The sequence below is a fragment of the Pseudomonas sp. R1-1 genome (assembly GCF_051132135.1).
Taxonomy (GTDB): domain Bacteria; phylum Pseudomonadota; class Gammaproteobacteria; order Pseudomonadales; family Pseudomonadaceae; genus Aquipseudomonas.
This window is the reverse complement of the sequence record NZ_CP071663.1, coordinates 1843438-1855929: the sequence shown is the minus strand read 5'-3', so window position 1 is coordinate 1855929 and position 12492 is coordinate 1843438. Positions and strand designations below refer to the sequence as shown.

The 12492-nt window shown below is 59.7% G+C and carries 10 protein-coding genes; all 10 read right to left on the bottom strand.

Annotated features, from left to right (window positions below; genetic code table 11):
• Positions 1-74 precede the first annotated feature (74 nt).
• On the bottom strand, positions 75-314 hold the full coding sequence (locus J3P75_RS08520) for a lipopolysaccharide assembly protein LapA domain-containing protein (RefSeq protein WP_073472358.1): 240 nt from the start codon (positions 312-314) through the stop codon (positions 75-77).
• 30 nt (positions 315-344) lie between these two features.
• Positions 345-641: an integration host factor subunit beta gene (gene ihfB / locus J3P75_RS08515; protein WP_007950920.1), complete on the bottom strand. Its 297-nt coding sequence runs from the start codon at positions 639-641 to the stop codon at positions 345-347.
• A 153-nt stretch (positions 642-794) separates the two neighbouring features.
• Entirely contained in the window at positions 795-1073 is a 279-nt protein-coding gene (locus J3P75_RS08510) for a hypothetical protein (RefSeq protein ID WP_434709914.1), read from the bottom strand.
• 193 nt (positions 1074-1266) lie between these two features.
• Positions 1267-2952, bottom strand: a complete 1686-nt coding sequence (rpsA, locus tag J3P75_RS08505; protein ID WP_016770920.1) for a 30S ribosomal protein S1 — start codon at positions 2950-2952, stop codon at positions 1267-1269.
• 119 nt (positions 2953-3071) lie between these two features.
• Positions 3072-3761, bottom strand: coding sequence for a (d)CMP kinase (cmk, locus tag J3P75_RS08500; protein ID WP_203418935.1), 690 nt, complete (start codon positions 3759-3761; stop codon positions 3072-3074).
• Entirely contained in the window at positions 3758-5965 is a 2208-nt protein-coding gene (locus tag J3P75_RS08495; RefSeq protein ID WP_434709913.1) for a bifunctional prephenate dehydrogenase/3-phosphoshikimate 1-carboxyvinyltransferase, read from the bottom strand. The genes cmk and J3P75_RS08495 overlap by 4 nt, the downstream gene beginning before the upstream one ends.
• 28 nt (positions 5966-5993) lie before the next feature.
• The gene (gene hisC / locus J3P75_RS08490) at positions 5994-7106 is read right to left on the bottom strand and encodes a histidinol-phosphate transaminase (protein ID WP_434596482.1); all 1113 of its coding nucleotides are present in this window, start codon (positions 7104-7106) and stop codon (positions 5994-5996) included.
• A gap of 12 nt (positions 7107-7118) precedes the next feature.
• Positions 7119-8213: a prephenate dehydratase gene (gene pheA / locus J3P75_RS08485; RefSeq protein ID WP_016770924.1), complete on the bottom strand. Its 1095-nt coding sequence runs from the start codon at positions 8211-8213 to the stop codon at positions 7119-7121.
• Positions 8213-9298 carry a 3-phosphoserine/phosphohydroxythreonine transaminase gene (serC, locus tag J3P75_RS08480; protein ID WP_434709912.1) on the bottom strand — a complete coding sequence of 362 codons (1086 nt, stop codon included), beginning with the start codon at positions 9296-9298 and terminating at the stop codon, positions 8213-8215. The genes pheA and serC overlap by 1 nt, the downstream gene beginning before the upstream one ends.
• A 228-nt stretch (positions 9299-9526) precedes the next feature.
• The gene (gene gyrA, locus J3P75_RS08475) at positions 9527-12301 is read right to left on the bottom strand and encodes a DNA gyrase subunit A (protein WP_434709911.1); all 2775 of its coding nucleotides are present in this window, start codon (positions 12299-12301) and stop codon (positions 9527-9529) included.
• Between the last annotated feature and the right edge of the window lie 191 nt (positions 12302-12492).

Below are 12492 nucleotides of genomic sequence, written 5' to 3'. Positions count from 1 at the left end.
CTTAATGATGGTTTTACTAATGGATAAAGACAGGCTGAGACGCAATTTCGACAGATGCCGCGCACCTGTCGTTTTCAGACCAGTCGCTTGCGTGCCGCTCTGGACGAACGTCCCAGAAACCATCCCAGTACAGGGCCGATCAGCATACCGATCAGCAGCGCCAACACAGCCACCACCGACACTGGCAATTGCGGGCCGGAAAAACCCAGAAACAAAAGCGAAACCGATTGCTGGTTCTCAAGCACAAACGCCAGAACAATCAGAACCATCAGCAGAAGAAAAACGCCAAGCAGTATGCGTTTCAGATTACGCATTCACGCCCCCTCGAATTTGAATAGCGAAGATCAAGCGCCCTCCTCCTCTTCCTCATTCACACGATCACGTAATTCCTTGCCTGGCTTGAAGTGCGGAACGAATTTACCGTCAAGACTAACGGACTGACCGGTCTTCGGATTACGGCCCACGCGAGGCGCGCGGTAGTGGAGGGAGAAACTTCCAAATCCACGGATCTCGATACGATCACCTGTGGCAAGGCATTGGGACATTTGTTCAAGCATGGTCTTGATGGCCAACTCCACATCCTTGGATGAGAGTAGCCCTTGATGGGTGACAATTCGTTCGATCAACTCCGACTTCGTCATATTTTTCCCTTCTTTTTCAAGCAGCTAGATCAGCGCTTGAAAGGTTTTAGCATGCCCGGAAGAATTTGAACAGCCCAGGGATTGACATATCTTTTCCGGCGTTGAAACGCCCATTTTCAGGGCACTCCGCTGGCGAGTCGGTTCGCTACGCACCTAGCGACACATCACCAGCATGGTCCGGGTTACGAATCCAGCGGGATTGAAGCCGAACGGGTATTCGTCTTCATCTTTCGCATCATCAGACCGGGTGATGACCCTGTAGCCTCTGCCTTTGCACTCCTTCGCTGCACGCTTCTGACACTTCTCCCAGCCGGAACCCAGCCCGGAGCAGTCGACCTCGATACCACTGACGCCACGCACTGCGTGAGTCTTCGCACTGGTAGTGCACCCTGCCAGCATCAAGACCATTGCAACAACCAGTAACTTGTTCATCCACTTCCTTATGCCAGGCCATGCCGACGACTACACGCTCAAGACCAAGCATAGTCGCGAATAGGCGATTGATCCGATTAAAGAAACAGACCCGCAAGCGAAGGCATTGGTTTCACGCACGGACGTACAAAGACCAAATCGCAGGCACAAAAAAGGGCGACCGAAGTCGCCCTTTTTAATGATCAAGCAGAACTCAGTTCTGTTTGGCCATTGCTTGACGCAGCAGTGCCGCCATGGTGGTGTCAGCTGCTTCGCCTTCCGGAGCTGCTTTCAGGCTCTGGATGGCTTCTTTCTCTTCAGCATCGTCTTTCGACTTGATCGAGAGCTGAATTACGCGGCTCTTGCGATCAACGCTGATGATCTTGGCTTCAACTTCCTGGCCTTCTTTCAGAACGTTGCGCGCGTCTTCAACGCGGTCACGGCTGATTTCGGAGGCTTTCAGGGTAGCTTCGATGTCGTCGGCCAGAACGATGATGGCGCCTTTGGCGTCAACTTCTTTCACGGTACCGGTCACGATAGCGCCCTTGTCGTTAACCGAGACGTACTCGGAGAACGGATCGCTTTCCAGTTGCTTGATGCCCAGAGAGATGCGCTCGCGCTCTGGGTCAACCGACAGAATGACGGTGTCCAGCTCGTCGCCCTTCTTGAAACGACGTACGGCCTCTTCGCCCACTTCGTTCCAGGAGATGTCGGACAGGTGAACCAGACCGTCGATGCCGCCGTCCAGACCAATGAAGATACCGAAATCGGTGATCGACTTGATGGTGCCGGAGATCTTGTCGCCCTTGTTGAACTGGCCAGAGAAGTCTTCCCATGGGTTCGACTTGCACTGCTTGATGCCCAGGGAGATACGACGACGCTCTTCGTCGATGTCCAGAACCATGACTTCCACTTCGTCGCCGACTTGTACGACTTTCGAAGGGTGGATGTTCTTGTTGGTCCAGTCCATTTCCGAAACGTGTACCAGACCTTCAACGCCTTCTTCCAGCTCAGCGAAGCAGCCGTAGTCGGTCAGGTTGGTTACACGAGCGGTAACGCGAGTGCCTTCTGGGTAACGGGCTTTGATAGCAACCCATGGATCTTCGCCCAGTTGCTTCAGGCCCAGGGAAACACGGTTGCGTTCGCGATCGTATTTCAGAACCTTGACGTCGATTTCGTCACCAACGTTGACGATTTCGGAAGGATGCTTGATGCGCTTCCAGGCCATGTCGGTGATGTGCAGCAGGCCGTCCACGCCACCCAGATCGACGAATGCGCCGTAATCGGTGAGGTTTTTGACGATACCTTTGACTTGCTGGCCTTCCTGCAGGGATTCCAGCAGAGCTTCACGCTCGGCGGAGTTCTCGGCTTCGAGGACGCTGCGACGGGAAACGACAACGTTGTTGCGCTTCTGGTCCAGCTTGATGACCTTGAATTCCAGCTCTTTGCCTTCCAGGTGCGTGGTGTCGCGCACTGGACGGACGTCAACCAGGGAACCTGGCAGGAACGCACGGATGCCGTTAACGTCGACAGTGAAGCCGCCTTTAACCTTACCGTTGATAACGCCCTTGACCACTTCCTCGGCTGCGAAGGCTGCTTCCAGAACGATCCAGCATTCAGCGCGCTTGGCTTTTTCACGGGACAGCTTGGTTTCGCCAAAGCCGTCTTCAACCGAATCCAGAGCAACGTGAACTTCATCACCAACGTTGATGTTCAGTTCGCCAGCATCGTTGTAGAACTGCTCAAGCGGGATGAGTGCTTCAGACTTCAGACCAGCGTGAACGGTTACCCAGCGAGCCTGGTAATCGATATCAACGATAACACCGGTGATGATGGAGCCTGCCTGAAGGTTCAGGGTTTTCAGGCTTTCTTCAAAGAGTTCCGCAAAGCTTTCGCTCATTTTAATTCCTGTAGATGAGGGCGAAGTAAACGCCCATCTCCACACCCCAGACGGTGTGGGTTAGTTTCATTTAAAAGAAGCACCGCAGGACTATGACTGGTCCCCTGCGACCCTCTTGGTCACCCGGCGATATCGCGAATGGCGATCTCGCTCATGATGCGTTCAAGCACCTGATCGATGGAAAGCTCCGTGGAATCCAGCTGAATCGCGTCGGCCGCCGGCTTGAGCGGGGCTACTGCGCGCTGGGTGTCACGCTCATCGCGTGCACGGATCTCATCTAGCAGACTCGACAGACTAACACCCTCGACTTTGCCCTTCAACTGCAAATATCGACGGCGCGCCCGCTCCTCGGCGCTGGCGGTGAGGAAAATCTTCAGCGGTGCATCGGGAAAAACCACCGTGCCCATGTCGCGACCATCGGCCACCAGACCCGGCGCTTCCTGGAATGCGCGCTGGCGCTGCAGCAGCGCCTCGCGCACAGCGGGCAGCGCAGCCACCTGCGAAGCGCCGGAGCCGACGCTTTCGGTGCGGATGACATCGCTGACTTCGTCGCCTTCCAGAATGATCCGCTGCAACTGACCTTCGGTCGCCGCGATGAACTGCACATCCAGATGAGCGGCAAGTTGCTTCAGCAGCTCTTCATTGGTCAGGTCAACGCCATGATTGTGCGCAGCGAACGCGAGCAAGCGATAAAGCGCACCGGAATCGAGCAGGTTCCAGCCCAGACGCTTGGCCAGAATCCCGGCGACAGTGCCTTTGCCCGAACCGCTTGGCCCATCGATGGTGATGACCGGTGCAATGTTTTTCACGACTGAGCCTCTTGTGCCACACGAATACCGACTTGCCCGCACAGCGCGAGGAAGTTGGGGAACGACGTCGCGACGTTGGCGCAATCATGGATGCGGATCGGCGCAGTGGCGCGCAGCGATGCCACACTGAAGGCCATGGCGATGCGGTGATCGCCGTGACCGTGCACCTCACCGCCACCAATCTGGCCGCCGTCGATGATAATGCCGTCCGGGGTTGGCTGGCATTTTACGCCCAGCGCCAACAGGCCGTCAGCCATCACCTGAATCCGATCCGATTCCTTGACCCGCAGCTCTTCGGCACCGGTCAGTACGGTACGCCCTTCAGCGCACGCAGCCGCGACGAACAGCACCGGGAACTCATCGATGGCCAACGGCACCAGTTCTTCCGGAATTTCGATGCCTTTTAGCTTGGCCGCGCGCACGCGCAGGTCAGCCACTGGCTCGCCGCCGACTTCACGCTGGTTTTCCAGCGTGATGTCCGCGCCCATCAGGCGCAGGATGTCGATGACGCCGGTGCGGGTCGGGTTGATGCCGACGTGCTCAAGCACCAGCTCGGAACCCTCGGCAATCGACGCCGCCACCAGGAAGAACGCCGACGACGAGATATCGCCCGGCACTTCGATGTGAGTTGCGGAGAGCTTGCCGCCGGACTCGACCGAAGCCGTGGCACCGTCGACGCTGACCGGGTAGCCGAAGCCGCGCAGCATGCGCTCGGTGTGGTCGCGGGTCGGTGCCGGCTCGGTCACGGTGGTTTTGCCTTCGGCGTACAGACCGGCGAGCAGCAGGCAGGATTTCACCTGCGCACTGGCCATCGGCATCGTGTAGGTCAGGCCTTTGAGCTTGTGCCCGCCGCGAATGGTCATCGGTGGACGACCTTCTGCTGCGGTTTCAATCACCGCGCCCATTTCCCGCAAAGGATTGGCCACGCGGTTCATTGGGCGCTTCGAAAGCGAGGCATCACCCGTCAAAACACTGTCGAAGTTCTGCGCCGCCAGCAGGCCGGACAGCAGACGCATCGAGGTGCCGGAGTTGCCCAGATAGATCGGCCCCGGCGCGGGTTTCAAGCCGTGCAGGCCGACACCGTGAATGGTCACGCGGCCGTGGTGCGGGCCTTCGATGACCACGCCCATGTCGCGAAAAGCCTGCAAGGTCGCCAAGGCGTCTTCGCCCTCGAGGAAGCCTTCGACTTCGGTGACGCCTTCGGCCAGCGAGCCGAGCATGATCGAACGGTGGGAAATCGATTTGTCACCCGGTACGCGAATCCGACCGGACAGGCGGCCACCAGGTTGAGCCAGGAAGATCAGATCGTTGGAATTCATAGCGTCCACATAGGCCCTGCGGGCCAGGATTTTACTGAAATGCTCGCGGGCAACCCGGGCGCGCGTGAAGACGCCCAACAATTGGTGCCCATCCCCTGCATCGACCGCGTCGCGCAAGGCGTCGAGGTCGCTGCGAAATGTATCGAGTGTGCGCAGGACAGCCTCGCGATTGGCGAGAAAGATGTCGTGCCACATCACCGGGTCGCTTCCGGCGATTCTTGTGAAATCGCGGAAACCGCCCGCAGCGTAACGGAAGATCTCCAGATTTTCATTGCGCTTGGCCAATGAATCGACCAGACCGAAGGCCAGCAGGTGCGGCAAATGGCTGGTCGCCGCCAGCACTTCATCGTGACGCTCTACCTGCATGTGTTCGACGTCGGCACCCAATTCGCGCCACAAATGATCGACCACAGCCACTGCGGCAGGATCGGTCTGCTCAAGCGGCGTAAGGATCACTTTATGACGACGGAACAACTCGCCATTGGACGCCTCCACCCCACTCTGCTCGGACCCGGCGATCGGATGCCCCGGCACAAAGCGCGCCGGCATGCCGCCGAACGCCTCGGTCGCCGCGCGCACCACATTGCCCTTGGCACTGCCGACATCGGTGAGAATCGCCTGCCTCAGATCCATGCCTGCCAGACGCGCGAGCAGTTTTTCCATGGCCAGGATCGGCACCGCCAGCTGAATCACATCGGCGCCCTGGCACGCAGCGGCCAAATCGTCTTCGCAGCGATCAACCACACCCAACTCGACCGCCAGCTTGCGCGATTGCGGGTCGAGATCGACGCCGACCACTTCGCGGCACACGCCGCTTTCACGCAAGCCTTTGGCAAACGAACCACCGATCAACCCCAGACCGACCACCACAAGGCGCCCGATCATAGGTGCAGCAGGTTGCAACGCAGTGACATCAACCACGAGCCAGAACCTTACGCAGCGCTTCGAGGAAGCGGCTGTTTTCCGCCGGCAGACCGATGGTCACCCGCAGATGATTCGGCATGCCGTAGTTGGCCACCGGGCGCACGATCACACCTTCGCGCAACAAGCCCTGAAATACCGGGGCCGCGACCTGAGCGAGATCGACGCAAATGAAGTTGCCTTTGGATTCAATCCAGCCCAGACCCAGCTCACGGAAACCGGCTTGCAACTGCTGCATGCCCGCCTCGTTGAGCTGACGGCTTTGCGCCAGATATTCCTCATCCTTCAAAGCTGCACAAGCAGCCGCCAGGGCGAGGCTGTTGACATTGAACGGCTGGCGCACACGGTTGAGCACGTCGGCCACTACCGGGGTCGACAGCGCGTAGCCGACGCGCAGCGCCGCCAGACCGTAGGCCTTGGAGAACGTGCGCGACACCAGCAGGTTCGGATAAGCCGCGAGGAAATCGAGGCCGTCCGGCAGATCGCTACCTTCGGCATATTCGATGTAGGCCTCGTCGAGCACCACCAGCACATGCTCCGGCACATCCTGCAGGAACTCGTCCAGCGCCTCGGCACCGAACCAGGTGCCGGTGGGGTTGTTCGGGTTGGCGATGAACACCACACGCGTATTCGCGTCGATGGCCGCGAGCATGGCGGGCAGGTCATGCCCCCAATCCTTGGCCGGCACTACTTTGGCTTGTGCGCCGACCGCCTGCGTGGCGATCGGATACACCGCAAACGCGTGCTCACTGAACACGGCATTCAGGCCCGGCGCCAGATAGGCGCGAGCGACCAGTTCAAGAATGTCGTTGGAGCCGTTGCCCAGAGTGACCTGGTTCAGCTCGACGCGGCATTGCTCAGCCAGCAGGGATTTCAGCGCGAAACCATTGCCGTCCGGGTAACGGGTCAGCTCTGTCAACTCTTCGCGAATTGCCGCCAAGGCTTTCGGGCTGGCACCCAGCGGGTTTTCATTGCTCGCCAGTTTGACGATTTTTGCCGGATCCAGATCCAGCTCGCGCGCGAGTTCGTCCACAGGCTTGCCCGGAACGTACGGCGACAGTTGTTGCACGCCCGGCTGTGCCAGAGCGAGGAAGTTGCCACTCATTTGCTACCGCCCTTAGAGAACTGCTTTCGGGTAGGAACCCAGCACTTTGAGTGCTACCGCTTCCTGACTGATCTTTTCCAGCACACCTTTGATCAACGGATCGCGGTGGTGGCCGACAAAGTCGATGAAGAACACGTACGTCCATTTGCCGCTGCGCGACGGACGGGTTTCGATGCGGGTCAGGTCGATCCCGTTGTCATGGAACGGCACCAGCAGCTCGTGCAGCGCGCCGGGTTTGTTGCTCATCGACACGATGATCGACGTCTTGTCGTCGCCGGTCGGCGGCACTTCCTGGTTACCGATCATCAGGAAGCGCGTGGAGTTGTCCGGGCGATCCTCGATTTTCTCGGCCAGACGCGTCAGGCCATACAGGCCCGCCGCCATGTCGCCGGCAATCGCCGCTGAATTCCACTCACCCTTGACCCGCTTGGCCGCTTCGGCGTTGCTCGACACCGCGACGCGCTCGACATTCGGGTAATGCGCGTCCAGCCACTTGCGGCACTGGGCCAGCGACTGCGCGTGGGAATAGATGCGGCTGATGCTGTCGGTCTTGGTGTTCTCGCCGACCAACAGATGGTGGTGAATACGCAGCTCGACTTCGCCGCAGATGACCATGTCGTGCTCGAGGAAACTGTCGAGGGTGTGGTTGACCGCGCCCTCGGTGGAGTTTTCCACCGGGACCACGCCAAAATTCACCGCCCCGGCCGCCACTTCACGGAACACTTCGTCGATTGCCGCCATTGGCTTGCTGATCACCGCGTGGCCGAAATGCTTCATCGCCGCCGCTTGGGTGAAGGTGCCTTCAGGGCCGAGGTACGCCACTTTCAGCGGCTGCTCCAGCGCCAGACACGACGACATGATTTCGCGGAACAGCCGCGCCATCTCTTCGTTGCCCAGCGGCCCCTGATTGCGCTCCATCACTCGCTTGAGCACCTGAGCTTCACGCTCGGGACGATAGAACACCGGCACCTCGCCTTCGGCCAGCGAGGCCATCTTCACGCGCGCAACTTCCTGGGCGCAGCGCGCACGCTCACTGATCAGTTCCAGGACCTTGGTGTCCAGAGCGTCGATGCGAACGCGCAGCGCCTTGAGTTCTTGCTCGGACATCAGCCGTGTTCCTTCTCGAATTCCGCCATGTAGGCCACCAGCGCGTTGACCGCGTTGAGGTCGACGGCGTTGTAGATGGAAGCGCGCATGCCGCCCACCGAGCGGTGGCCCTTGAGGTTGAGCAGGCCACGCGCATCGGCACCGGCGAGGAACGGCTTGTCCAGACGGTCATCGGCCAGACGGAACGGCACGTTCATCCACGAGCGATCCGACTTGTTGATCGGGTTGCTGTAGAGGCCGCTGGCGTCGATGAAGTCGTACAGCGTGCGCTGCTTGACGTCGTTCAGTTTGGCGATCGCGTCAACGCCGCCCTGCTCTTTCAGCCACTGGAAGACCAGACCGGACAGGTACCAGGCCAGGGTCGGCGGCGTGTTGTACATCGAGCCGTTATCGGCGGCGACCTTGTAGTCGAGCATGGTCGGGCACAGCGCGCGTGCCTTGCCGAGCAGGTCTTCGCGGATGATGTTGACGACGATGCCGCTCGGGCCAATGTTTTTCTGCGCGCCGGCGTAGATCATGCCGAAACGCGAGATGTCGACCGGGCGCGAGAGGATGTCCGAAGACATGTCGGCCACCAGCGGCACGTCACCGGTTTCGGGGATCCACTGGAATTCCAGGCCGCCGATGGTTTCGTTCGGCGCGTAGTGAACGTAAGCGGCGTCTTTCGACAGGTTCCACTCGTTCTGGCCGGGAATGGCGAAATAGTCATAAGGCTTGGCGGTGGCAGCCACGTTGACGTGGCCGTAGCGCGAGGCTTCTTCGATGGCTTTCTGCGACCAGATACCGGTGTCGATGTAGTCAGCCGAGCCGCCTTCAGGCAACAGGTTCAGCGGAATCTGGGCGAATTGCTGGCTGGCGCCGCCTTGCAGGAACAGCACTTTGTAGTTCGACGGGATATTCAGCAGGTCACGCAGATCCTGCTCGGCCTGGGTCGCGATGGACACGAACTCATCGCTGCGATGGCTCATTTCCATGACCGACAGACCCTTGCCGTGCCAATCAAGGAGTTCACCCTGGGCGCGCTGCAGAACAGCTTCAGGCAACGCCGCAGGACCGGCGCAGAAGTTATAGGCTCGCTTGCTCACATCCAATCTCGCTCTGATCTGGTGGTCACTTAAATCTTTTGATATGCGGGTGATCGTTCCCACGCTCTGCGTGGGAATGCATCCGATGACGCTCTGCGTCATGGGACGCGGAGCGTCCCCAGCGGCATTCCCACGCAGAGCGTGGGAACGATCGTTGCAGTGTCGCAAATTTTCAAACAGGACAAATAACAAGGGGGCGAATTTTCATCCGCCCCCTCGTTTGTCCGCTTATTCTTGCGGCTCTTCGTCAGCTGCGGCGTCGAGTTGCTGGTCGTCTCCAGCCTCGTCGATACCGACGGTGCCTTCGAATTCCTCGCCCTCTTCACCTTCAAGCTCTTCACCTTCGATCTCCGAAGGCTCCTGAACCCGCTCCAGACCGACCAGGGTTTCATCCTTGGCCAGTTTGATCAGGGTCACGCCCTGGGTGTTACGGCCCAGGCTCGATACTTCGTCGACACGGGTACGCACCAGGGTGCCCTGATCGGAAATCAGCATGATTTCTTCACCGTCCTGCACCTGCACCGCGCCGACCAGACGGCCGTTACGCTCGTTGCTGACCATGGCGATAACGCCCTGACCGCCACGCTTGTACTCAGGGAACTCGGTGATCGCCGTGCGCTTGCCGTAGCCGCGCTCGGAAGCGGTGAGGATCTGGCTGCCTTCTTCCGGGATCAGCATGGAGATCAGCTTCTGCCCTTCCGGCAGACGCATGCCGCGCACACCGCGAGCGGTACGGCCCATGGCGCGAACTTCGGATTCCTTGAAGCGCGTGACCTTGCCGCCGTCGGAGAACAGCATGATTTCCTGCTCGCCATCGGTAATGGCCGCAGAGATCAGGATGTCGCCTTCGTCCAGCTCCAGTGCGATCAGACCGACGCTGCGTTGACGGCTGAAGGCCACCAGCGGGGTCTTCTTCACGGTACCGTTGGCGGTGGACATGAAGATGAACGGCGCTTTCTTGCGATCGGCAGCCTTGATGCGCGCACGGCGCTCTTCGTCGGTTTCGTTGCTGTTTTCGATCTCTTCTACATCAGCCTCGACGCCTTCGGCTTCTTCTTCATCAGCCTGACGCTTCATGGCTTCGAGATCGACCGGCAGCATGGTGGTGATGTATTCGCCTTCGCTCAGCGGCAGCAGGTTGACCAGCGGACGACCACGGGCGGCGCGGGACGCTTCCGGGATCTCGTAGGTCTTGAGCCAGTACACCTTGCCCTTGCTGGAAAACAGCAGGAGCGTGGTGTGGCTGTTGGCAACCAGCAGGTGAGCGATGTAGTCCTCATCCTTGACACCGGTGGCCGACTTGCCTTTACCGCCACGACGCTGCGCCTGATACGCCGCCAGTGGCTGGGTCTTGGCATAGCCACCGTGGGAAATGGTCACCACGCGCTCTTCTTCCGGGATCATGTCGCCCAGGGTCAGGTCGAGACGCGCATCGAGGATTTCGGTGCGGCGCTGGTCGCCGTATTCGGCGCGGATCACTTCCAGCTCTTCGCGGATCACTTCCATCAGGCGCACGGCGCTGTTGAGGATGCGGATCAGCTCGCCGATCTGGTTGAGAATCTCTTGATACTCGGCCAGCAGCTTTTCGTGCTCCAGACCGGTCAGACGGTGCAGACGCAGTTCGAGAATGGCTTGCGCCTGTTCCGGCGACAGGAAGTACTTGCCTTCGCGCAGACCGTATTGCGGATCGAGGTTTTCCGGACGGCACGAATCGGCACCGGCACGCTCGACCATGGCCACCACTGCCGAGGATTCCCACGGTGTGCTGACCAGCGCTTCCTTGGCTTCCGACGGCGTCGGCGAAGCCTTGATCAGGGCGATGACCGGGTCGATGTTCGACAGGGCAACGGCCTGGCCTTCAAGAATGTGACCACGCTCGCGGGCCTTGCGCAGTTCGAACACGGTACGGCGGGTGACGACTTCGCGACGGTGACGAACGAAGGCTTCGAGCAGATCCTTGAGGTTAAGGATGCGTGGACGGCCGTCGATCAGCGCCACGATGTTGATGCCGAATACCGATTGCAACTGGGTCTGGGCGTAGAGGTTGTTGAGGATCACCTCAGGCACTTCGCCGCGACGCAGCTCGATCACGACGCGCATACCGTCCTTGTCGGACTCGTCGCGCAGTTCGGTGATGCCTTCGAGCTTCTTCTCTTTGACCAGCTCGGCGATCTTCTCGATCAGACGCGCCTTGTTCAGCTGGTAAGGGAGTTCGGTGATGACGATCTGCTGACGGCCACCGACCTTGTCGATGTCTTCGATGATCGAGCGGGCGCGCATGTAAATGCGCCCGCGACCGGTACGGTAGGCTTCGATGATGCCGGCGCGACCGTTGATGATCGCTGCGGTCGGGAAGTCCGGACCGGGAATGTATTGCATCAGCTCGTCGACGGTCAGCTCGGGGTTGTCGATGAGCGCCAGGCAACCGTCGATGACTTCACCGAGGTTGTGCGGCGGGATGTTGGTCGCCATGCCCACGGCGATACCGCTGGAACCGTTGACCAGCAGGTTCGGTACGCGGGTCGGCATGACCGCCGGGATCAGTTCGGTGCCGTCGTAGTTCGGCACCCAGTCCACCGTTTCCTTGTGCAGGTCGGCCAGCAGCTCGTGCGCCAGCTTGGTCATGCGCACTTCGGTGTATCGCATGGCCGCGGCATTGTCGCCGTCGACAGAACCGAAGTTGCCCTGGCCGTCGACCAGCAGGTAACGCAGGGAGAACGGCTGGGCCATACGAACGATGGTGTCGTACACGGCAGTGTCACCGTGCGGGTGATACTTACCGATCACGTCGCCGACGACACGGGCAGATTTCTTGTACGGCTTGTTGAAGTCGTTGCCCAGCTCGCTCATCGCGAACAGCACGCGACGGTGCACGGGCTTGAGGCCATCGCGCGCGTCCGGCAGTGCTCGGCCGACGATTACGCTCATTGCGTAGTCGAGGTAGGACTGTTTCAGCTCGTCTTCGATATTGACCGGGAGGATTTCTTTGGCCAGTTCGCCCATGAGAAGCCTGATTCCTTTTTCTGGTGAAACTTCGTCATATCCATGTGGGAGCAACGAAGCTCGTCGGGGCAGGCCGGGTGCCATGCGCCGACTTACGACAAATCAACATTCGGATCGCGGATTTGCGCAGTGAAGACAGCTCCGTGGAGCGGCCTCGGAAAACGCCGGATGTTATCACAAGAGCCGCCACG